Annotated in this window: 18 protein-coding genes; 8 read left to right on the top strand and 10 right to left on the bottom strand. The window is 71.9% G+C overall.

Annotated features, from left to right (window positions below):
- Nucleotides 1–72: 72 nt before the first annotated feature.
- Nucleotides 73–1,104 (bottom strand): aspartate-semialdehyde dehydrogenase, encoded by a 1,032-nt coding sequence (locus IF20_RS21600; RefSeq protein WP_052866917.1) that lies wholly within the window; start codon nt 1,102–1,104, stop codon nt 73–75.
- A gap of 279 nt (nt 1,105–1,383) precedes the next feature.
- Between IF20_RS21600 and IF20_RS21595 the strand changes: the two genes are divergently transcribed.
- From IF20_RS21595 to IF20_RS21585, 3 genes are all read left to right on the top strand, one after another.
- Nucleotides 1,384–1,944, top strand: a complete 561-nt coding sequence (locus IF20_RS21595; protein WP_052866916.1) for an HPP family protein — start codon at nt 1,384–1,386, stop codon at nt 1,942–1,944.
- A 284-nt stretch (nt 1,945–2,228) separates the two neighbouring features.
- Nucleotides 2,229–3,962 carry a TIGR03767 family metallophosphoesterase gene (locus tag IF20_RS21590; protein WP_052866915.1) on the top strand — a complete coding sequence of 578 codons (1,734 nt, stop codon included), beginning with the start codon at nt 2,229–2,231 and terminating at the stop codon, nt 3,960–3,962.
- 113 nt (nt 3,963–4,075) lie between these two features.
- Nucleotides 4,076–5,230: a serine hydrolase domain-containing protein gene (locus IF20_RS21585; protein WP_052866914.1), complete on the top strand. Its 1,155-nt coding sequence runs from the start codon at nt 4,076–4,078 to the stop codon at nt 5,228–5,230.
- Nucleotides 5,231–5,313: 83 nt separating this feature from the next.
- Here IF20_RS21585 and IF20_RS21580 read toward each other — a convergent pair whose 3' ends face one another.
- The gene (locus IF20_RS21580) at nt 5,314–6,429 is read right to left on the bottom strand and encodes a hypothetical protein (protein WP_052866913.1); all 1,116 of its coding nucleotides are present in this window, start codon (nt 6,427–6,429) and stop codon (nt 5,314–5,316) included.
- 125 nt (nt 6,430–6,554) lie between these two features.
- Nucleotides 6,555–9,161, bottom strand: a complete 2,607-nt coding sequence (gene pepN, locus IF20_RS21575; protein WP_052866912.1) for an aminopeptidase N — start codon at nt 9,159–9,161, stop codon at nt 6,555–6,557.
- A gap of 103 nt (nt 9,162–9,264) precedes the next feature.
- Here pepN and IF20_RS21570 point away from each other — a divergent pair, with 103 nt between their 5' ends.
- The gene (locus tag IF20_RS21570; protein ID WP_052866911.1) at nt 9,265–9,903 is read left to right on the top strand and encodes a mycothiol-dependent nitroreductase Rv2466c family protein; all 639 of its coding nucleotides are present in this window, start codon (nt 9,265–9,267) and stop codon (nt 9,901–9,903) included.
- 36 nt (nt 9,904–9,939) lie between these two features.
- Here IF20_RS21570 and IF20_RS21565 read toward each other — a convergent pair whose 3' ends face one another.
- The 4 genes from IF20_RS21565 to IF20_RS21550 form a co-directional block, all read right to left on the bottom strand.
- Entirely contained in the window at nt 9,940–10,137 is a 198-nt protein-coding gene (locus IF20_RS21565; RefSeq protein ID WP_052866910.1) for a hypothetical protein, read from the bottom strand.
- Nucleotides 10,138–10,304: 167 nt separating this feature from the next.
- Nucleotides 10,305–10,901, bottom strand: coding sequence for a superoxide dismutase (locus IF20_RS21560; RefSeq protein ID WP_052866909.1), 597 nt, complete (start codon nt 10,899–10,901; stop codon nt 10,305–10,307).
- Nucleotides 10,902–10,983: 82 nt separating this feature from the next.
- Nucleotides 10,984–12,408 (bottom strand): amino acid permease, encoded by a 1,425-nt coding sequence (locus tag IF20_RS21555; RefSeq protein ID WP_052866908.1) that lies wholly within the window; start codon nt 12,406–12,408, stop codon nt 10,984–10,986.
- Nucleotides 12,409–12,587: 179 nt separating this feature from the next.
- Nucleotides 12,588–14,009 carry an amino acid permease gene (locus tag IF20_RS21550; RefSeq protein WP_052866907.1) on the bottom strand — a complete coding sequence of 474 codons (1,422 nt, stop codon included), beginning with the start codon at nt 14,007–14,009 and terminating at the stop codon, nt 12,588–12,590.
- 277 nt (nt 14,010–14,286) lie between these two features.
- Between IF20_RS21550 and IF20_RS21545 the strand changes: the two genes are divergently transcribed.
- Nucleotides 14,287–14,886, top strand: a complete 600-nt coding sequence (locus tag IF20_RS21545) for a biotin transporter BioY (RefSeq protein WP_052866906.1) — start codon at nt 14,287–14,289, stop codon at nt 14,884–14,886.
- Nucleotides 14,887–15,045: 159 nt separating this feature from the next.
- On the opposite strand, the gene IF20_RS21540 is transcribed toward IF20_RS21545, so the two are convergent.
- Entirely contained in the window at nt 15,046–16,554 is a 1,509-nt protein-coding gene (locus IF20_RS21540; RefSeq protein ID WP_110944406.1) for an amino acid permease, read from the bottom strand.
- Between the two features lie 215 nt (nt 16,555–16,769).
- Between IF20_RS21540 and IF20_RS21535 the strand changes: the two genes are divergently transcribed.
- Nucleotides 16,770–17,258 (top strand): ribose-5-phosphate isomerase, encoded by a 489-nt coding sequence (locus tag IF20_RS21535; protein ID WP_052866905.1) that lies wholly within the window; start codon nt 16,770–16,772, stop codon nt 17,256–17,258.
- A 35-nt stretch (nt 17,259–17,293) separates the two neighbouring features.
- Nucleotides 17,294–18,103 carry an Fpg/Nei family DNA glycosylase gene (locus IF20_RS21530; RefSeq protein ID WP_052866904.1) on the top strand — a complete coding sequence of 270 codons (810 nt, stop codon included), beginning with the start codon at nt 17,294–17,296 and terminating at the stop codon, nt 18,101–18,103.
- 34 nt (nt 18,104–18,137) lie between these two features.
- On the opposite strand, the gene IF20_RS21525 is transcribed toward IF20_RS21530, so the two are convergent.
- On the bottom strand, nt 18,138–19,367 hold the full coding sequence (locus tag IF20_RS21525) for a GNAT family N-acetyltransferase (protein ID WP_052866903.1): 1,230 nt from the start codon (nt 19,365–19,367) through the stop codon (nt 18,138–18,140).
- Nucleotides 19,368–19,494: 127 nt separating this feature from the next.
- Here IF20_RS21525 and IF20_RS21520 point away from each other — a divergent pair, with 127 nt between their 5' ends.
- A complete protein-coding gene (locus tag IF20_RS21520) occupies nt 19,495–20,637 on the top strand; it encodes a PP2C family protein-serine/threonine phosphatase (RefSeq protein WP_052866902.1) in 1,143 nt (380 codons plus the stop codon).
- 29 nt (nt 20,638–20,666) lie between these two features.
- On the opposite strand, the gene IF20_RS21515 is transcribed toward IF20_RS21520, so the two are convergent.
- A complete protein-coding gene (locus tag IF20_RS21515) occupies nt 20,667–21,863 on the bottom strand; it encodes a cation:proton antiporter (RefSeq protein WP_052866901.1) in 1,197 nt (398 codons plus the stop codon).
- Nucleotides 21,864–22,130 lie beyond the last annotated feature (267 nt).

The raw sequence follows: 22,130 nt of genomic DNA, 5'->3' as shown, positions 1-22,130 counted from the left end.
CACCCCCGCAACGCGCCGGGGCCCGTACGGAAGGTTGTCCGTACGGGCCCCGCGGTGTTGCCGGGGTGGGCGTCAGCCCTTCAGTTCGGCGGCGACCAGCTCCGCGATCTGGACGGCGTTGAGCGCCGCGCCCTTGCGGAGGTTGTCGTTGGAGAGGAAGAGGGCCAGGCCGTTGTCGACGGTCTCGTCCTTGCGGATGCGGCCGACGTAGGACGGGTCCTGGCCGGCGGCCTGCAGCGGGGTGGGCACGTCGGAGAGGGCCACGCCCGGCGCCCCGCCCAGCAGCTCGGTCGCCCGCTCGGGGCTGATCGGGCGCTCGAAGCGCGCGTTGACCTGGAGGGAGTGGCCGGAGAAGACCGGGACGCGCACGCAGGTGCCGGAGACCTTCAGCTCGGGGATCTCCAGGATCTTGCGGCTCTCGTGGCGGAGCTTCTGCTCCTCGTCGGTCTCGTTCAGGCCGTCGTCCACGATCGAGCCCGCCATCGGCAGCACGTTGAAGGCGATCGGGCGGACGTACTTGTCCGGCTCGGGGAACTCCACCGCGGCACCGTCGTGCGTGAGCTTCGTCGCGTCCTGCTCGATGGCCTTGCGGGCCTGCTGGTCGAGCTCGGCCACGCCGGCCAGGCCGGAGCCGGAGACCGCCTGGTAGGTGGCGACGACCAGCGCGGTCAGCCCCGCCTCGTCGTGCAGCGGGCGCAGCACGGGCATGGCGGCCATCGTCGTGCAGTTCGGGTTGGCGATGATGCCCTTGGGGCGGTCCGCGACCGCGTGCGGGTTCACCTCGGAGACCACGAGGGGGACCTCGGGGTCACGTCGCCAGGCGGAGGAGTTGTCGATCACGACCGGGCCGGCCGCCGCGACCTTGGGCGCCAGTTCCTTGGAGGTCGCGCCGCCGGCGGAGAAGAGGACGATGTCCAGGCCCGAGTAGTCGGCCGTCGACGCGTCCTCGATCGTGATCTCGGTGTCCTGCCACGGGAGCGTACGACCGGCGGAACGGGCCGAGGCGAACAGGCGCAGCTGCTCCACGGGGAAGTTCCGCTCGGCGAGAATCCCTCGCATCACACCGCCGACCTGGCCGGTGGCTCCGACGATTCCGATCCTCATGGCACTCCTTCTAGGGAACTGGCGACGATTTCCGAAAGGAAACCCTGCTCAGAAGTCTCTCCATCATGCGTGTGACACCCGTCGCCCTGTCCAATCCGTTTCACGGACTGGAGCGGAAAACAAATCTTGCCATGCGGACAAGTGACTTCTGAGTCGCTGCTGACCTCCCATAATCTCCTACCCGAAGGACAGTGCGAAGGTCACGACGAGGTGCCGACGCGAAGACCGTGTGTTCCGGTACCGAATGGGGCGTACCGCCCCCAGAGAGGCCCTGCTCCTGTGACCGCCCCTGCCCCCGTCGTCGACGCCCCGGAGACCGCCGCTCCCGCCCTCCCCGACACCACCGCGCCCGTACGTGCCCTGCGGTCCGCGGCCCCGCCGCGCCCCCGGCTGATCGTCCTGCTGGCCGCCACCGCCGCGATCGCGCTCGCGCTGCTCCTGCTGGCGGGGACCGGCGCCGTCGTCCGGCACCCCGTGCTCATCCCGCCGCTCGCGGCCAGCGCCGCCCTGATCGCCGGCGCCCCGGCGCTGCCGCTCGCCCAGCCGCGGAGCGTCATCGGCGGCCATCTGCTGGCGGCCTGCGTCGGCTTCCTGGTGGTGGCCGTCGCGGGGCCCGGCATCTGGAGCGCGGTGGCGGCCGGCGCGCTGGCCTTCGGGGCGACGTCCCTGGCCCGCACGCCGCACTCGCCGGCCGTGGCCACGTCCGTGATCGTCGGCTTCCAGGCGCCCGACCCGCTGCCCTTCCTCGGCCTGCTGGCCGCGGCCACGGTGATCCTGTCCACCGTCGGGTTCTGCCTGCACCGGCTGGCCTCCCGGAAGTACCCGGCGTACTGGTGGTGACGTACGCCCCGGCGTACCCGTGAGGCAGCACACACCCCGCGTCCGCCCGTACGCGGTGCGCTACCCCGTGAAGTGAACGCCACATGACGTGCGTCCGCCCGGCCCGCGAGCGGTCCGTGGCCGGCGCGCCAATGCCCCGCCCGGCCGTGATCCCTGTGCAGAGATCGGCGGCCGCCGTTGTGGTCATGTTCACGCACAGTCCACTCCCGGTGCGAAACATCCCTGGTGAGGGGGCGGCCGGCCCGCCCCCGCCGCCACCGCGTCCGCACCCGGGGAGTTCGCGCATGTCCCGCATTCGGTCCGCCGCCACCCTCGACCGCCGTACCTTCCTCGCCGCCACCGGAGTGGCCGGCGCCGCCGCCGGGGCCGGACTCACCCTCGGACTGACCGACAGGACGGCGTCCGCCGTGCCGGCCCAGGCCGGACCCGCGCCCTTCGCGCCGGAGCCGGTCGCCGCGCCCGCCGTGCCGCCCGTCCCCTTCCGCCGCGGCACCACCCTCGACTCCGTCGCCACCCCGCGCGGCACCACCGGCTACCGCCGCCTCGGCGACGGCCCCGCCTGGTCCCGCGTCGTCCGTACCGAGCTGGCGTCGGCCCGCTCCGGGCGGGCCGAGCGGCGGACCACGCTGGCCTCCTTCGTCCAGTTCACCGACCTGCACCTGGTCGACGTGCAGAGCCCGCTGCGCTACGAGTACCTGCGCGCGCAGACCGCGAGCGCCTGGCGGCCGCAGGAGGCGCTGTCGGTGGCCGGGCTCGTCTCGCTCATCGAGCGGGTCAACGCGCTCAAGGGCGGCCCCGCCACCGGTGCGCCGCTCGCGTTCGCGATGACCACCGGCGACAACACCGACAACAACTCCAAGATCGAGCTGGACTGGTTCCTCGCCGCGATGAGCGGCGGCCGCATCATCCCCAACACCGGCGACCCCCGGCACTACGAAGGCGTCCAGGACAGCGACCTGAAGCTGTACTGGCAGCCGGACAGCGACCTGCGCGACGCCGACAAGCAGCTCGGCTTCCCGCGGCTGCCCGGCTTCCTGGACGCCGCGATCCGCACCGTGCACAGCCCCGGCCTGGACATCCCCTGGTACACCACCGTCGGCAACCACGACCAGCTGCCCGGCGGCTGCTACGCCCCCGGCGACTCGTACTGGACGGAGGTCGCGACCGGCGGCCGGAAGCTGGAGACGCTCCCGGCGGACCAGGCGAAGCAGGTCTGGTCGGCCGTGAAGAAGGGGCTGGACCCCACGGGCGCCGACTTCAAGGCCCTGATGAAGGCGAACCGCCGGCACACCCGGCAGGTGACGCCGGACCCGCGGCGGGCGCCCTTCACCCGCGCCGAGTACGTCCGGGCCCACCTCGACCCCGCCTACACCGGCAAGGGCCCGCATGGTCACGGCTTCACCGAGGCCAACGTCCACGACGACCGGCTGTACTACAGCTTCCAGGTGTCCGACGACGTGATCGGCATCAGCCTGGACACCACCGACCCCGGCGGCCACTACACCGGCTCCGTCGGCACCGGGCAGCTGCGCTGGCTGGAGCGGCAGCTGAAGGAGCACAAGGACTCCTACGTCCTGATTTTCAGCCATCACACCAGCAAGACCATGGACAACACCCGCCCCGACCCGGCCCGCCCGGACGAGGGGCGGCACGGCGGCGACGAGCTCGTGCGGCTGCTGTCCGGCCACCGCAACGTGCTGGCCTGGATCAACGGCCACAGCCACAAGAACGACATCACCGCGCACGACGGCTTCTGGGAGGTCTCCACCGCGTCCCACATCGACTTCCCGCAGCTCGCGCGGGTGATCGAGGTGGTGGACAACCACGACGGGACGGTCTCGCTCTTCACCACGCTCGTGGAGTCGGCGGCGCCGCACCGCACGGACTTCCACGACCTCTCCCAGACCGGCCTCGCCGCCCTCTACCGGGAGCTGTCCTTCAACGCACCGGAGGCCCGCACCGACCTGGCCGGGCAGTCCGGCGACCGCAACACCGAACTCCTCCTCAAGCGTGGCTGATTGACGCCCAACCCGGAGCCCCCGCTCAACCCCGCCCCCGGTTACCGGGTCTCCCTCGCCGACCACAGTCGTCATCAGGCGCCACGCCACCGGCGCCGCAGTGAGGGGGAACGATGAGAGCACGGAGCGCGCCGGCCGTTGCGCTGGCCGCCGCCGTCGCGGGCGCGGCACTGCTCAGCGCGCCCGCGGCCACCGCCGCCGGGCAGGGCCGCGACGACCACCGGCGCACCAGGGCGGCCATGGAAGCGGAGGTCGCCAAGGGCGTCCCCGGCGTGATCGGGCAGGTCGTCGAGGGCCGGAAGGTGTGGCGGGCGACCTCCGGCGTGGGGAACACCGACACCGGGCAGCCGCGCGGCGCCGACGACGTCTTCCGCGTCGGCAGCATCACCAAGACCTTTGTGGCCACCGTCACGCTCCAACTGGCGGCGAAGGGCCGGCTGCACCTGGACGACACCGTCGAGCGCTGGCTGCCCGGCGTCGTACGCGGCCACGGCCACGACGGCCGCCGCGTCACCCTGCGGCAGCTGCTCAACCACACGAGCGGCATCCGCGACGTCTTCGACGAGCCGGAGTTCACCGACAAGGCCACCGGCCCCGGATTCCTGACGCACCGCTACGACACCTGGACGCCGCGGCAACTCGTCGGCCTCGCCATGAAGGGCGCGCCCACCTTCGAACCCGGCACGTCCTGGAGCTACTCCAACACCAACTACATGCTCGCCGGCATGGTCATCGAGAAGGCCACCGGCCGGCCCTACGGGAAGGAGATCGAATACCGCATCATCGAGCCGCTCGGACTGCGCCACACCTCCGTGCCCGGCACGGACCCGCGGATACCGGGGCCGCACGGCATCGCGTACTCCAAGCTGATGGCGGAGAAGCCGGCGGCAGAGGTGTACGACGCCACCGAGTTCAACCCCTCGCTGGCGGGGGCGGCCGGCGAGATGCTCTCCACCACGGGCGACCTCAACCGGTTCTACCGGGCGGTGCTGCGCGGCCGGCTGTTCCCGCAGCGCCAGCTGAAGGAGATGCTCACCACCGTTCCCGCGGACGAGGAGGAGCCCGGCCTCCGGTACGGGCTCGGCCTGATGACGCAGGACCTGCCCTGCGGGATCCGGCTGTACGGCCACGGCGGCGGCATCCACGGCTCGTCCGCCGAGGCGGTCGCCACCCGCGACGGCCGGCACACCGCGGCATTCAACCTCAACGCCGACTGGACCGGTGACAGCGTGGACATCGTGGCGGCGGAGTTCTGCGGCGGGAAGTGACACCCGGCGGCCCGCGCGGGCCCTGACGCGCGCGGGGGCGGGTCCGCCACCGGACCCGCCCCTCCCGCCGCTGCCCGCCGGCCCTACTTGGGCAGCACCGCCACGTACGCGCTCGGCTCCCGGTCGGCCGCCGCCATCAGCGCCGTCCGCACCACCGCGGCCTGCTGCTCGGGCGCCTCCCGCAGCTTCTTCGGCGTCACCTGCACCACCGTGATGCCCAGCCGCTCCAGCCGCTCACGGGTGCGGGTGTGCTCCGGCCACAGCGTCTGGTCCGCGTACTTCGGGGACCGCGCGTCGATCGTCAGCGCCACCGCCTGCACCGGCCAGAAGGCGTCCACCCCGCCCAGGTAGGGGCCGCCCGGCAGCCGCAGGTCCACGTTCCACACCGGGTCCGGCAGCTGGTAGTCCCGCACCAGCGCGTACAGCATCCCCTCGGCGAGCGCCCTGCCCTCCGCCAGCAGGCCGTCCACCGCGTCCATCACCTGCGGCTTGCCCAGCAGCCGCGCCCGGCTCAACTCCCGCACCACCGTGGTCGGGTCGCAGTGCCCGCCGCGCACCGCCTCGCTCAGCAGCCGGCGGATGGCCGTCGGGCCGCCGACCGCCTCCAGCGCCGTCATCTCGCTCTCCCCGAACCCGGACCGGGTGGTCTGCGGGCCGGTCAGCCGGGCCACCGCGTCGGCCAGCGCCCTGGGGACCGGGGCCACCGGCAGGCCCGTGATCTCCACCGCGGGCGGCGGCGTCTGGGCCCGGACGATCCGTGCGAAGCCCGCCGAGCGCAGCCGCCGCGAGCGGGGCACCAGCACCTCGATGCGGTCCAGGGACAGCAGCGGGGGAGCGGAGGAGAAGCGGTGCAGGGCCAGCGCCGCCAACCCGGTGATCATCGCCTCGGGCTCGTGCCGGTCGGCGCCGCCCTGTGGTGGTACGGCGGGCTCCCCGTCCAGGCCGGCGGACGCCGCCGGGGTGCGCCGCGCCGTGTAGAGCAGGACGGCGTGCAGCCGCTCCTCACTGGTGGGCGGCCCGGGGTGGAGCAGGTGCACTCCCGGCAGGATCTGCTGCCACGGACCGCCGGGCCGGCACCGCTCGGCGAGGTCCGACGGCGCGATGCCGTGCTCGCGCAACTGCCGGGCGGTCAGGACGCGGTGCCGTACATCGGAGAGGTGGTGCAACGGGCGAGGGGAGAGCGGGGTGTTGTGGTTCATGTCACCGCCCTTTCCCTCGCCTGAGCCGCCGCCTAACCGCTGTTACCGATCCGTCGACGTTTACGCACAACCGCGTCCTAAAGTACGAGCGTTCGACGGCCGATAAGTGCTGGTCCCCTCCCGGGTTACGGCCTGTCGCCCACCTTTGCGTCACAAGCCTGTGCCCGCAGCGCCCGCGCGAGATCGTCCCGCGACTCCGACACCAGGCGGCGCAGCGCGGGAGCCGCTCCGGGGTGCGCGATGAGCCAGGCGTCCGCCGCGTCCAACGTCTCCGGGCTGCTCTGCAGCGCCGGGAAGAGGCCCCGGACGACGGCCATGCCGATCTCGATCGACCGCTCCTGCCAGACCTTCTGCACGGCGTCGAAGTACTTCGGCGCGTACGGCGCGAGCAGCTCCCGCTGGCCGGGCTGGTCGAAGCCCGAAATCGTGGCCTCCACCAGGGCGTTGGACAGCGCGTCGGACTCCACCACGTCCGCCCAGGCGCGGGCCTTGACGTCGGCGGACGGCCGGGCCGCCAGGCAGCGGACGTGGTGCCGCTTGCCCGACGCGGTGTCGTCCCGGGCCAGCTCGGCGTCGATCCGCCGCGCGTCGGCGGCGCCGTGCGCGGCCAGCGGCTCCAGGAACGCCCAGCGCAGCTCCTGGTCGACGTCCAGGCCGTCGATCTTCGCGGTGCCCTCCAGCAGACCGTTCAGCAGCTGGAGGTCGGCGTCGGTGGAGGCGACGGAGGCGAAGAAGCGGGCCCAGGTCAGCTGGTGGCCGCTGCCGGGCTCGGCGAGCCGCAGCTCGCGCAGCGCACCCTGGGCCAGCAGCTGCGCGCCGGCCTGCCGGCCGGCGGCGGCCGTGTAGTGGTGCAGTGCGGTGCGGGCCTGCGCGTGCAGGGTCTGCAGCACGCCGATGTCGGACTCCCGCCCGGCGAAGCGCAGCACGATGTCGAGGTAGTCGCGGGCCGGCATCAGCCCGTCGCGGGTCAGCCCCCACAGCGCGGACCAGCACAGGGCGCGCGCCATCGGGTCGGTGATCTCGCCGAGGTGGCCGCGCAGGGTGGCCAGCGACCGCTCGTCGAAGCGGATCTTGCAGTACGTCAGGTCCTCGTCGTTGACCAGGATCAGGTCGGGGCGCTCGGCCCCGGCCAGCTCCTCGACGACCGTACGCTGCCCGGCGACGTCCAGCTCGGCACGGGCGTACCGGACCAGCGAACCGTCGCCGCTTGCATCAAACGCAGTCTGCCGGCGGTACAGGCCGACCGCGACCCGGTGCGGCCGCAGCTCGGGTCGGGCGGGGGAGGCCTCCTGGAGGACGGACAGCTCGGTGATGCGGTCCTGCGCGTCGTAGGTGACCTGCGGGGTGAGCGCGTTGACGCCGGCCGTCTGCAGCCAGGAGCGGGACCAGGCGGCCAGGTCGCGGCCCGAGGTCTCCTCCAGCGCGGCCAGCAGGTCGGCCAGCGTGGTGTTGCCGTACGCGTGCCGCTTGAAGTACCGCCGCGCACCGTCCAGGAAGGCGTCCCGTCCCACGTACGCCACCAGCTGCTTCAGCACGGACGCGCCCTTGGCGTAGGTGATCCCGTCGAAGTTGAGCTTGGCGTCCTCCAGGTCCCGGATGTCGGCGGTGATCGGGTGGGTGGAGGGCAGCTGGTCGGCGCGGTACGCCCAGGCCTTGCGGCCGTTGGCGAAGGTGATCCAGCCGTCCGTGAAGCGGGTGGCCTCCGCCAGCGACAGCGCGCCCATGAAGTCCGCGAAGGACTCCTTCAGCCACAGGTCGTCCCACCACTCCATGGTGACCAGGTCGCCGAACCACATGTGCGCCATCTCGTGCAGGATGACGTTGGCCCGCCGCTCGTACGACGCCTGGGTGACCTTGCCGCGGAAGATGAACTCCTCGCGGAAGGTGACGCAGCCCGGGTTCTCCATGGCGCCGATGTTGTACTCGGGCACGAACGCCTGGTCGTACTTGCCGAAGGGGTACGGGTAGTCGAAGTGGTCGTGGAAGAAGTCCAGGCCCTGCTTGGTGACGGTGAAGACGTCGTCGGCGTCGAAGTGCCGGGCCAGCCCCTTGCGGCAGAGCGCGCCGAGCGGCACCGCCAGCTCGGTGCCGTCCTCGAACGTACGCCGGTAGGTGTCGGAGACGTAGTGGTACGGGCCCGCGACGACGGCGGTGATGTAGGTGGAGATGGGCTTCGTCGTGGCGAAGCGGTGCACCACCCCTCCCTCGGGGGCGCCCTCCTCGGCGCCGTTGCTGAGGACGACCCAGCCCTCGGGAGCGGTCACCTCGAAGGTGAACGGGGCCTTGAGGTCGGGCTGTTCGAAGTTCGCGAAGACCCGGCGGGCGTCGGCCGGCTCGTACTGCGTGTAGAGGTAGACCTCGCCGTCCTCGGGGTCGACGAAGCGGTGCAGGCCCTCGCCGGTGCGGCTGTAGGCGCACTGCGCGTCCACGACGAGGACGTTCTCCGCCGCCAGGTCGGGCAGGGCGATCCGGGCGCCGTCGAAGACGGCGGCGGGGTCCAGCTCGCGGCCGTTCAGGGTGACCGCGGTGACCGACGGCGCGACGAGGTCCGCGAAGGTGTCGGCGCCCGGCTCCGCGCAGCGGAAGCGGAGGGTCGTGCGGGAGCGGAACGTCCGGGAGGCGTCGCCCTGCTCCACGGCGGACCGCAGGTCCAGCGCCACTTCGTACCCGTCGACGGTCAGCAACCGGGCCCGTTCGCGGGCCTCGTCTCGGGACAGGTTTTCACCGGGCACGACGCGACTCCCTCGTCTGTGTCTCGAATATCGAACACTGGGAATCATGGCACGGCCCGTCGCGGTTGAACCGGCTACCGACCCGCTCGTAGAGGAGACTCTCGTGTCCGACACCGGTAAGACCCCAGCAGACTTCTGGTTCGACCCGCTGTGCCCCTGGGCATGGCTGACCTCCCGCTGGATGCTGGAGGTGGAGAAGGTTCGGCCGGTGGAGGTCCGCTGGCATGTGATGAGCCTCGCGGTACTGAACGAGGACAAGCTCGACGACCTGCCCGAGAACTACCAGGAGATGATGCGGACCGAGGCCTGGGGCCCGGTGCGCGTCTGCATCGCGGCCGAGGAGAAGTACGGCAGCGAGGTCCTGGCCCCGCTCTACACCGCGCTCGGCACCCGCTTCCACAACCAGGGTCTGCCGCGGAACCGCGAGACCATCCTCGCGGCGCTGGCGGAGGCGGGCCTGCCCGCCGAGCTGGCGGACGCGGCGGACACCGACGCGCACGACGAGCGGCTGCGCGCCTCCCACAAGGAGGGCATCGACCTGGTCGGCCAGGAAGTCGGCACGCCGGTCATCGCGGTGCCCGGTGCCGACGGCGAGCAGATCGCCTTCTTCGGCCCGGTCGTCACCCCGGCCCCCAAGGGCCAGGAGGCCGCCAAGCTCTGGGACGGCACCCTGATGGTCGCGTCCATCCCGGGCTTGTACGAGATCAAGCGCACCCGCACGGCGGCCCCCAGCTTCGAGTGAGCCCGGCGCGCGTGCGGGTGCGCGGCTGCCGCCGGTTCAGGAGGCCCGGATGTGGCCGTTCTCCGTAGCGCACGGTGTCCAGGTGGTGCGGACATGGCCGCAACCCGGGTTGGTGCAGATGACGTGGTCGTCCACGTTCTTCTTGTTGACACGGGGCCGCAGCGCCGCCTTTTCCTTCTTGGTCGGCTCGCGGTGCTCCTCGTAGGAGTGGCAGGTGTGGCAGTACAGATCCATCGAGTTCGCCCCCTCGACAGCTCAGGGAACGTCAGCGTAGGGCGCCACGAGCAGTGAGCAGAAGGCCCCCGCGAGTCATGTCCTCGCGAGGGCCTTCCGCATTTCCGCCTGCCGGGTGAACGGTGAGAAGACGATCACGAGGCAGGACGTACCGGAGTGCTACCGGCTCAGGGGGCCAGCAGCAGGTTGTTCGCGCGCTCCTTCGCGGCCGTGTACCGCTTGGCGACGTCCTGCCAGTTGACGACGTGCCACATGGCCTCGATGAAGTCGACCTTCTGGTTCTTGTACTGCAGGTAGAAGGCGTGCTCCCAGGCGTCGAAGACCAGGATCGGGACCGAGCCCTGGCCGACGTTGCCCTGGTGGTCGTAGATCTGCTCGACGATGAGGCGGCCGGTGACCGGCTCGTACGCGAGGACGCCCCAGCCGGAGCCCTGCGTCGTGGCCGACGCCTTGGTCAGCTGGGCCTTGAACTTCTCGAAGGAGCCGAAGCTCTCCGCGATCGCGTCGGCCAGCTCGCCCACGCCGTCCTTCTCCAGCGGCTCACCGCCGCCGTCGCCGGTCATGTTGTGCCAGTAGATGCTGTGCAGGATGTGGCCGGAGAGGTGGAAGGCCAGGTTCTTCTCCAGGCCGTTGATCGAGCCCCACTGGTCCTTGTCGCGGGCCTCGGCGAGCTGCTCCAGGGTGTCGTTGGCGCCCTTCACGTAGGCCGCGTGGTGCTTGTCGTGGTGCAGCTCGATGATCTCGGGGCTGATGACGGGCGCCAGCGGGGGGGGGGGGGGGGGGGGGGGGGGGGGGGGGGGGGCGGAGGGCGCCCCCCCCCCCCCGCCTCGTGGGGAACGGCCGCGCTCAGTCGCGGGCGGCCAGTGTCTGCCGGACGAGCCCGATCGCGGTCAGCACCAGCGCGAAGCCGCCCGTGAAGTACAGCTGGATGCGCTGGGCCTCGTCCCGCAGCATCAGCAGCAGCACCACCGCGACGCCGGCCAGCGCCACCCAGGTGAGGAAGGGGAACGCCCACATCCGCACGACCAGCCGCTCCGGCGCCTCCCGCTCCAGCCGACGGCGCATCCGCAGTTGCGCGGCGGCGATGAAGCCCCAGACCACCAGGACGGCCGCGCCGACCATGTTCAGCAGCCACTGGAAGACGGTGTCCGGCCACACGATGCTGAGCACCACGGTGAGGAAGCCGAAGACCGAGCAGAGCAGCACCGCGCGCCGCGGCACGCCGCCGCTCACCTTGGACAGGAAGCGTGGACCCTGGCCGCGGGCGGTGAGCGAGTACGCCATCCGGGAGGAGCCGTAGATGTTGGCGTTCATCGCGGAGAGCAGGGCGATCAGGATGACCACGTTCATGATCTGGCCGGCCGCGGGGATCTTCAGGTAGTCCAGCACCGCGACGTACGGGCCGGTCTTGGTGATCTCCGGCGCGCTCCACGGGATGACCGTCACGATGATCGCCATCGAGCCCACGTAGAAGAGGGCGATGCGCCACATCGCGGTGCGCACGGCGCTCGCCACGCCGCGCACCGGGTCCTTGGACTCGGCGGCCGCGATGGTCACCGTCTCCAGGCCGCCGTACGCGAAGACCGAGGCGAGCAGGCCGACCATCAGGCCGTCCACGCCCTTGGGGAGGAAGCCGCCGTCGCCGGTGAGGTGCGCGGCGCCGGGCGCGTCCGTGCCGGGCAGCACACCGAAGATGGCGAGCAGGCCGAGGACCAGGAAGATGCCGATCGCGGCGACCTTGAGGGTGGCGAACCAGAACTCGAACTCGCCGAAGTTGCCGACCGCGGCGAGGTTGGTGGCGCAGAAGACCACCATGAAGAGGAGGACCCACATCCACGGCTCGGTGCCGGGGAACCAGCCCACCATGATGTCGGCCGCGCCGAGCGCCTCGGCGGCGACGGCCACGCAGAGCAGTGCGGTGAACATCCAGCCCGCGGTGAAGCCGGCCCAGGGGCCGATCGACCGCTCGGCGTGCACGGAGAAGGAGCCGGAGGCCGGGTTGGCCGCGGCCATCTCGCCCAGCATGCGCATGACGAGCATGACCAGGCAGCCGGATATCGCGTACGCGATGACGATGGAGGGGCCGGCCGCGGCGATGCCCGCGCCGGAGCCGACGAAGAGGCCGGCGCCGATCACGCCGCCCAGCGCGATCATCGACAGATGGCGTTGCTTGAGCCCGTTGGACAGCGAGGTGGTGCCGTCCGATCCGGCGCCTGCGGCCTGGTCGGCCGGCTCGCGCTCGGGCGCGGTGGACGAAGGTGTCCGATTCATGGTCGTACCTGTCCCAAATGGTGAGAGCGGAGCTGAGGCTGATCCGAAATAAGCCCGCTCAGTTTGGGTGGGGCGTCCGCTGAGGACAACACTCGTGCACTTCTTGTTCGATATTCAGACTGAATCGTGACCGACCGCGCCCGAGGCGTGATGCACAGCGACGGAGGGTGACGGGCGTCTCACCCGCGGCGCCGGTCGCGGAGCTCGCGCCCGCCCGCGATCAGCAGCACCAGCGCGGTCGCCCCGGCCGACCACAGCAGCTGGGGGCGGGCCCCCGCATCGAAGAGCATCAGCACGATCACGGCCGCCATGGCGGCCAGCGCCACCCACGTCAGCCAGGGGAACCCCCACATACGGAGGGTGAGCTTTTCCGGCGCCTCGCGCTCCAGCCGGCGGCGCAGCCGCAGCTGCGAGACGGCGATCAGGCCCCAGACGAAGAGCAGTACCGCACCGACCGCGTTGAGCAAGTACAGGAAGACGGAATCCGGCCACTTCAGATTGAGCAGGACCGAGACGAAGCCGAAGGCGACCGAGGCCAGCACGGCCCGGCGCGGCACCCCGCCGCCCGACACCTTCAGCAGCCCGCGCGGCGCCTCACCCCGCTCGGCCAGCGAGAACACCATCCGCGAGGAGCCGTAGAGGTTGGCGTTCAGGGCCGACAGCAGCGCCACGAAGACGACCACATTCATGATCTGACCCGCGCCCGGCACCCCCAGCCGGTCCAGCACCGCGACGTACGGGCTCTTGCCCGGCTCGATCGAGGACCAGGGCAGCAGGGCCACGATGACCAGCATCGAGCCGACGTAGAAGAACAGGATCCGCCAGACCGCACTGCGCACCGCCCGGCCCACCGCGCGCGCCGGGTCGTCGGACTCGGCCGCCGCGATCGTCACGACCTCCAGGCCGCCGAACGCGAACACCACGGCCAGCACCCCGGAGACCACCCCGGACCAGCCGTTGGGCAGGAAGCCGCCGTCGCCGGTGAGGTGCGCCAGCCCCACCGGGTCCCCGTCGTACGTGCCGGAGGCGGGCAGCACCCCGAAGATCGCCAACAGGCCGAGCACGAGGAAGAGGACGATCGCCCCGACCTTGAGCGTGGCGAACCAGAACTCGAACTCGCCGAAGTTGCGGACCGCGGCGAGGTTGGCGCCGGTGAAGAAGAGCATGAAGATCAGCACCCAGCCCCACTGCGGGACCGCCGGCACCCAGCCGTTGGCGATCTGTGCCGCGCCGGTCGCCTCGACGGCGAGCACGACCACGAGCATGAACCAGTACAGCCAGCCCACGCTGAACCCCGCCCAGCGGCCCAGCGCCCGCTCCGCGTGCACCGAGAACGCGCCCGAGGCGGGCATCGCCGAGGACATCTCGCCCAGCATCCGCATGATCAGCATCGCCAGCGCGCCGGCGATCAGATACGACAGCGCGATGCCCGGGCCCGCCACCTTGATGCCGGCACCGGACCCCACGAACAGGCCCGCGCCGATCACACCCCCCAGGCCCAGCATCGTCAGATGGCGCTGCTTCAGTCCGCCGGACAGGGGTTCGCCGCTGTCCGCGCCACCGGTCGGGCCGGTGCCGGAAGCGGTCGGTGCGTCGTGCATGCGCTCGTTCTCTCACAGGAGACGTTGGGGGGACCCCACAGTGTCTCCGGCCGCGCCGCACTAGCACAAAATGCCCGCACGATCGGCCCAGTGACCGTGATGAGTATCACGTGACCTGGCGAAACGGCCGGTCGGTCGGCACCGGGGTGGACGTGCGCGGAGTGCGGAAGCATCCAAGTGCGGTGTGACGCGTTTGTCAGCGCCGGACGATGATCGCCCGGCCGTTGCTCGACTAAGTTCAATGCGTCCCTGTTCGATTCCCACCCGCGGAGTTCCGATGAGCCTTGCCGCCGCTTCCATCCGCCCGGGCGCCGTCCTCGCCGACCTGCTGCCCGCCGCCACCGCCCCGCGCGCCCGCGTCCGCGACGCCGCGCTGGTGCTCGGCGGCGCCGCGCTCACCGGCGTCGCCGCCCAGATCGCCGTACCGGTCCCGGGCTCCCCGGTCCCGGTGACCGGCCAGACCTTCGCCGCGCTGCTCATCGGTGCCTCGCTCGGCGCCGGCCGCGGCGTCCTGTCGATCGCCCTGTACGCGGTGGCCGGCGTGCTCGGCGTGCCGTGGTTCGCCGGCGCGCAGTCCGGCGCGGGCGGCGCCTCCTTCGGCTACGTGCTGGGCATGCTGCTCGCCGTGGCCGCCGTCGGCGCGCTGGCCCGCCGCGGTGGCGACCGCGGGGTGCTGCGCACCGCCGGCACGATGCTGGTCGGGGAGGCCCTGATCTACGCGGTCGGCGTGCCGTTCCTGGCGCTGTCCACCGGCATGTCGATGGGCCAGGCCGTCGCGGCCGGCCTGGTGCCGTTCCTGGTCGGCGACGCGCTGAAGGCCGTGCTCGCGATGGGCGCGCTGCCGGCCGCGTGGAAGCTGGCGGGCCGCCGGGGCTGATCCCTCGCTGTCTTCGCTGTCTTCGCTGTCCTCAGCTCTGCGCACGGCGCGGGCCCCGCACCCCGGAGAGGGGTGCGGGGCCCGCGCCGTTTCCGTGTGGCCGCCCAGGATCGTGTCGAGGCGGCCGCCCAGGACCGTTCCGGTGGGGATGCCCAAGACCTAGGACCGGGTCAGGTCGTCCGTCCGTGCGTCCTCGACGCCGGTGCCGGTGCCGGTGCCGGTGTCCGTGCCCGTGTCCTCGCCGGCCGCGGTCGTGCGGCCACGCCGCACGCGGTCCCGCACCAGGCCGACGACGAGCACCAGGGCGCCCACGGCCACCGACATGATCATCTGCTGGCGGCCCTCCGGGTTGTAGAACATGTAGCCGACGACGAAGAGGATCAGGGCGATCGTGGCGTACGTCAGGTACGGGTACAGCCACATCCGCACCGTCAGCCGCTCCGGCGTGTCCCGCTCGATCGTGCGGCGCATCCGCAGCTGCGAGAAGCAGATGACCAGCCACACGAAGAGCGCGACGGCGCCCGAGGAGTTCAGCAGGAACTGGAAGATCGTGTCCTTCGAGGTGTAGCTGAAGATCGTCGCGATGAAGCCGAACGCGACCGAGGCCCAGATGGAGACCGCGGGGACGCCGCCCTTGTTGACGCGGGTGAAGGACTTCGGCGCGTCCCCCCGCTCGCCGAGCGAGAAGGCCATCCGGGAGGCGGTGTAGAGGCCGGAGTTCAGGCAGGACAGGACGGCCGTGAGGACCACGACGTCCATCACCGTGCCCGCGTACGGGATGTCCAGCGACTGCAGCACGGCGACGTACGGGCTCTTCTCGACCCCCTTGTCGTCCCACGGCAGCAGGGAGACGATCACCGCGATGGAGCCGAGGTAGAAGATCGCGATCCGCCAGATGACGCTGTTGGTGGCCTTGCGGACGGCCTGGACCGGGTTGGGCGACTCGCTGGCGGCGAGGGTGACGATCTCGCTGCCCATGAAGGAGAAGACGACCAGCAGCATGCCGGAGAGGATCGCGCCGGGCCCGTGCGGCAGGAAGCCGCCGTGCCCCGTGAGGTTCGACAGGCCCACCGCCTCGTCGCCCGGCGGCAGCCCGAAGACGGCCAGTGCGCCTGCCACGATGAAGATCACGATCGCGGCCACCTTGATGCCGGCGAACCAGAACTCGAACTCGCCGAAGGAGCCGACGGATATCAGGTTCGTACCGGTCAGCACGATCATCACCAGCAGCGCCCAGGCCCACTGCGGGACGGCCGGGACCCAGTTGGTGAGGATCGCGGCCGCGGCGGTCGCCTCGACGGCCAGTACGACGGACCAGAAGAACCAGTACAGCCAGCCGATGGTGAAGCCGGCCCAGCGGCCCAGCGCCCGGTCCGCGTAGGTGGAGAAGGAGCCGGAGGTGGGGGAGGCGGCGGCCATCTCGCCGAGCATCCGCATCACGAGGACGACCAGCAGGCCGGTCAACGCGTAGGAGAGGAGGATGCCGGGGCCGGCCGCCGCGATGCCGGCGCCGGAGCCGACGAAGAGGCCGGCGCCGATCACCCCGCCGATGGCGATCATCGACAGATGGCGGTTCTTGAGTCCTGCCTGCAGGCCCTCCGGCGACCGGTCGGCACCGGGGTCACCGGTGGTCCGCCCGTCGGTCGTGGTCGGCGGGTGCGCGCCCATGTGCACCGTCCTTGTGTGGGTCGCTGATGTGTCGAGCCCCTGGATGAGATCTTCCGGGGCACAGGGAGGGGAAGCCCCCGAATCCGTATCGTTAACGAGTTCGTGCGTTTGTACGGCGAACTTGTGTACGACAAGTAACGACGATGTTTCCCTGTGTCGACTCGTAGGGAGACCCAACGGCACCTACCCCGACCCCGTCGTGTCACACTCGTCGCATGCGCGTGTACCTCGGCTCCGATCATGCCGGTTTCGAACTGAAGAACCACCTCGTCGAGTGGTTGAAGGCCAATGGCCACGAGCCCGTCGACTGCGGCCCGCACATCTACGACGCCCAGGACGACTACCCGCCGTTCTGCCTCCGGGCCGCGGAGAAGACCGCCGCAGACCCGGAAGCCCTCGGCATCGTGATCGGCGGCTCGGGCAACGGCGAGCAGATCGCCGCCAACAAGGTCAAGGGCGTCCGGGCCGTGCTGGCCTGGAGCGAGGAGACCGCCAAGCTCGGCCGGGAGCACAACAACGCCAACGTGATCTCCGTCGGCGGCCGGATGCACTCCCAGGACGAGGCCACCGCGTTCATCGCGGCCTTCCTCGCCACGCCGTACAGCAACGAGGAGCGGCACACCCGCCGGATCGAGATGCTCTCGCGGTACGAGACCACCGGCGAGCTGCCCGCCATCCCGGCCCACCACCCCCAGCAGGGCTGAGTCGCACAACGACCGCAGGACAGGACCGATCGCCGATGCCCGAGGGGCACACGATCCACCGGCTGGCCGCCGACCACTTCGAGAGGTTCGGCGGCCGGCCTGTGCGTGCGAGCAGCCCGCAGGGCAAGTTCGCCGACGGCGCCGCGCTGGTCGACGGCCAGGTGCTGGCGGCCACCGAGGCGCACGGCAAGCACCTCTTCCTGGGCTTCGAGGGGGCCGGCTGGGTCCACGTCCACCTCGGCCTCTTCGGCAAGCTCGGCTTCGGCCCGGTGCCGGCGCCGCCGCCCACCGACACGGTGCGGCTCCGGCTGGCCAACGAGGCGCACTACGCCGACCTGCGCGGGCCCACCGCCTGCGCGCTGCTCACCGACGCCGACAAGCAGGCGATACACGACCGGCTCGGGCCCGACCCGCTGCGTGCCGAGGACGACGGGGAGCGGGCCTGGCGGCGGATCTCGCGCAGCCGGACGAGCGTGGCCGCGCTGCTGATGGACCAGAAGGTCATCGCGGGCGTCGGCAACGTCTACCGCGCCGAGGTCCTCTTCCGGCACGGAATCGACCCGTACCGCATCGGTCGCGATCTGACGCGCTCCGAATGGGACGCGATCTGGTCGGACCTGGTCGTCCTCATGCGCGAGGGCGTCCGCAACAACCGCATCGACACCGTACGGCCCGAGCACGAGCCCGAGGCCATGGGCCGGCCGCCGCGCGTCGACGACCACGGCGGCGAGGTGTACGTCTACCGCCGCGCGCAACAGCCGTGTCACCTCTGCGGCACGGAGATCCGCACGGCGGACCTCGGCGGCCGCAACCTGTTCTGGTGTCCGGGCTGCCAGACGCGCTGACGCGCGGCAGGCCCCCGTGGACCCGCGCCCGGGATCAGAACCCGTGCGGCAACCACGGCGCCACATCGGAGCCGAAGGCTTCCGAGGCCTCGGCCAGCGCGCCGGGGCGTAGCTCCCGTACGCGGCCCGCTGCCGCCAGCGCGCTCAGCCGGGTGTCACCGAGGTACGCCGCCCCCAACTCCCGTACCGAGAGGGCCAGGTCGGGCCGGTCCGCCGTCCGCTCGCAGGAGGCCCCCTTCGCGTCACCGGACAGCCGCCACCGCCCCTCGTTCCACGGGCAGAAGGCGTCGCGGACGTCGAGGACCACGTCCACCGGGGCCGCGTACGTGCGCCCCGCGAGCGCCGCGCCCACCTCCACCGGGCGCAGGAACAGCCCCTCCCGCAGCCGCACCCCGCACCGGCGCACGTCGGACACCATGTGCAGCAACGGCTCGTCCACCGGGCGGTTGTGGCTCACCAGGGTGGAGGTCAGGTCGACGGAGAGCAGGTAGCGCCACAGCGCCGCACGGACGACCGGGTCCAGCGCCTCGATGTCCCGCAGCTGGACGGTGCCGTCCGGACCGCCGTCGCCCCACTCCGCCTTGACCGCGTACCGCGCGTACCCCCGTACCTCGCCGGCGACCTCTGCGAGCACGCAGAGCAGCTCCCCCGTGCCCGCCCGGTCGCCGGGCGGGTCCAGCACCGGCAGCCGCTCCCAGCCCGGCTGCCGGGCGAGCATCCCGGGCCGGCCGGTGACGAGCCGCGCGTACACCCGCTCGCACGCGGCCACCGCCTCGGCGGGCGGCACGATCCGCAGGCGTACGTCGTCCGTGCCGTCCGGGAGCGTCAGGGCGACCCGCTTCGTCTCCACCCGCAGCTGCGCCTGACGGGTGGCCACGCCGTATCCGAACCGTCCGTAAATCACCGGTTCGGACGCGGTCAATACGGCGAGCGGCTCCGCACGGCGGCGTACGTCCGTCAGCTGATGCCGCATCATCTGCGTCAGCAGTCCGCGCCGCCGGTGCGTCGACTGCACGCTGACCATCGTCACGCCGGCCGCGGGCAGCAGCGCCCCGCCCGGCACGGCCATCCGGAAGGTGAAAGCCCCGGCCGTGCCCACCACTTCGGACCCGTCCCACACGCCGAACGACCGGTCCATCTCGGTCAGGTCCCGATAGAGCCCGCGCTCCTCGGGAGACTCCGCAGCCCCGCCGAACGCCCGCTCCAACGTGGCGTACCAGCCGTCCCATTCGGCCGCCCGCAATGTCCGCACCTGTGTCGTCATACGCCATGCGTAGCAGCCGCCGGCTCGCGGACGCGACTGGATTTCGAACACGTTTTCCTGGCAATTGCCGCGGGCGGCGTGCCACGAATCGACGCGCCGCCAAAGGGGTGGATATGGTCACGGGGCAATGGCGAGCGGCGCGGCAGCGGAGACCCTGACGGCCCGGGTGCGCAAGGCGATGCACCGGGCTCGCATCGGCGTGCGCAAGGCCATGGTCGACTACTTCCGCGGCGACGGCTCCGACTGGGTCGCGCTGGCCGCCCTGCTGCTCTCCGTACCGGTCCTCGCGGGCTGCACCATCTGGCGCCCCGACTGGTTCGCCCCCACCGCCCTGGTCCTCCCGATCGTCGCGGGCGGGCTGCTGCTGCGCCCCGCCAGCCTGCTGGCGCTGTACGGCACCGCGGCGGTGGCGCTGATCGTGGAGGCCGCGGTGCTCGGCCCGTACGAGCGGGGCCCGGACCGGATCACGCCCGGCACGGTCCTGGTGGTCGCCGCGGTGGGCCTCCTGGGGCTGCTGATCGCGCAGTTCCGCAGCCGGGTGGGGGTGCCCTGGCGACGCGGCGGCACGATGCTCTTCGACCTGCGCGAGCGCATCCGGGTGCAGAGCGCGCTGCCGCAGCTGCCGCGCGGCTGGCACCGCGAGATGTCGCTGCGGCCGGCCGGCGGCCAGTCCTTCTCCGGCGACTTCGTCGTCGCCTCGCGCACCCACGGCGGCCACATCCTGGAGGTCGTCCTCACGGACGTCTCCGGCAAGGGCATGGACGCCGCCTCCCGGTCACTGCTGCTGTCGGGCGCGTTCGGCGGCCTGCTCGGCTCGCTGCCGCCGCACGCCTTCCTGCCCGCCGCCAACGGCTACCTGCTCCGCCAGGACTGGAGCGAGGGCTTCGCGACCGCCATCCACCTCGTACTGGACCTGGAGTCCGGGGACTACGAGCTGTTCTCCGCCGGGCACCCGCCGGCCCTCCAGCTGAGCGCGGGCAGCGGCCGCTGGGAGGAGAAGGCGGCCGAGGGGCCGCTGCTGGGCATCATGGACGGCGCCCACTTCGACCCGATCAAGGGGACGCTGCGCCCCGGCGACGTGCTGATGCTCTTCACCGACGGGCTGGTCGAGTCCGCCGACCGGGACATCGCCGAGGGCATCGACCGCCTCACCGGTGAGGCCGACCGCTACGTGACCGCCGGCTTCACCGGTGCCGCCTGGCATCTGATCGAGGCGGTCGCCAAGGACGTGCACGACGACCGCGCGCTCCTGCTGATCCGCCGGGACTGAGCCCGAGGGCGGGCGCGGGTCGCGCCGGGTCAGCCGCCCCCGCCGGCCGCGACCGGCTCGGCCTTCGCCGGTTCCTCCGTACGCGGTGCCGCGCGCCCCGGCAGGATGCGTGCCAGCCAGCCGGCGCGCCCCGCGGCCAGCGGGCCCAGTACCGCGAGGATCAGGACGTACCCGGCGATGAACGGCGACAGCCGCTCGTCCAGGCCGGCCGTCGCGGCCATCGTCGCGAGGATCAGCGCGAACTCGCCGCGGGCCAGCAGCGAGGTCGCGATGTTCGCCGCCGGCCGTGGGCCGAAGCGGTAGATGCGGGCGGCGACGAGCCCGGCGACGACGTTCATCAGCAGCGTCACCGCCACCGCTGCCAGCACCGGCACGAGGACGGTGGGCAGGTCGCCCGGGTCGATGGACAGCCCGAAGGCGAAGAAGAAGATCGCGCCGAAGGCGTCCCGCAGCGGGTGCACCAGCTCGCGTATCCGCTCGCCGGAGCTGGTGCTGCCGAGCATCAGGCCGACCATGAACGCGCCGATCGCGTCGGCGACCCCGAACACCTCCGAGACTCCCGCGATCAGCACGGCAGCGCCGAGGAAGGAGATCACCAGGAGTTCGTTGTCCCGCGTGGCGATCAGCCGGCCGACGAGCCGGGTGCCCCAGCGGGCCGCCGCGGCGAGCAGCAGCAGGAAGCCGAAGGCCTTGCCGGCGTCGACGGCGGCGGAGGTCATCGAGTCGGCACCGGAGATCACCGGCTGCAGGGCGGCGAGGTAGAGGGCGAGGAAGATGTCCTCGACCACGATGATGCCGAGGATCGGGCGGGTCTCGGGATTGCCGAGCCGGCCCAGGTCGACCAGGACCTTCGTGACGATGGCCGAGGACGAGATGCCGAGCACCCCGGCCAGCACCAGCGCCTCCGCCGTGCCCCAGCCGAGCGCGAAGCCGAAACCGAGGCCCGCGCCGACGTTCAGCGCGAGGTACGCGCCGCCGGCCAGCGCCATCTTGCGGCCGCCGGTCTTGAGGTCGTCCAGGTGGAATTCGAGGCCCAGGTAGAAGAGCAGCAGCACCAGGCCGAGCAGCGAGAGCATCTCCAGATCGTGCGGATCGGAGACGAGGACGTAGCCGGGGGTGTTCGGGCCGAGCAGGATGCCGGCCAGGATGAACAGGGGGATGGTCGGCAGGCCGATGCGGCCGCCGAGGCGGGCGAGGACGGCGGCGGCCAGGAAGGCGCCGCCCATGGCGAGCAGGGTCTCCGCGTGTCCGATGGCTCCTCCAGAGGTTCGGACGGGGCTCGGGCATAGGTCAAGGAATGGTCAAAAGAACGTATGTAATTAGTTTACCAAACGACCTTGGGAAGGGTCTGGCGATGGACCGGCCGAACCGGCCGAGGCGGTCGAGCCGGCCGCAACGGCTGCGGACATGCGAAAGGTGCGGGAGCGGCATCGCTGCCGCTCCCGCACCCTGACGGTCCGCACCCGGGCGGGCGCTCCCTGCCCGCCCGGCGC

The organism is Streptomyces niger (genome assembly GCF_000718305.1).
Lineage (GTDB): Bacteria > Actinomycetota > Actinomycetes > Streptomycetales > Streptomycetaceae > Streptomyces > Streptomyces niger.
The sequence above is the reverse complement of the archived record's forward strand: the minus strand, read 5'-3'. Positions and strand labels throughout refer to the sequence as shown.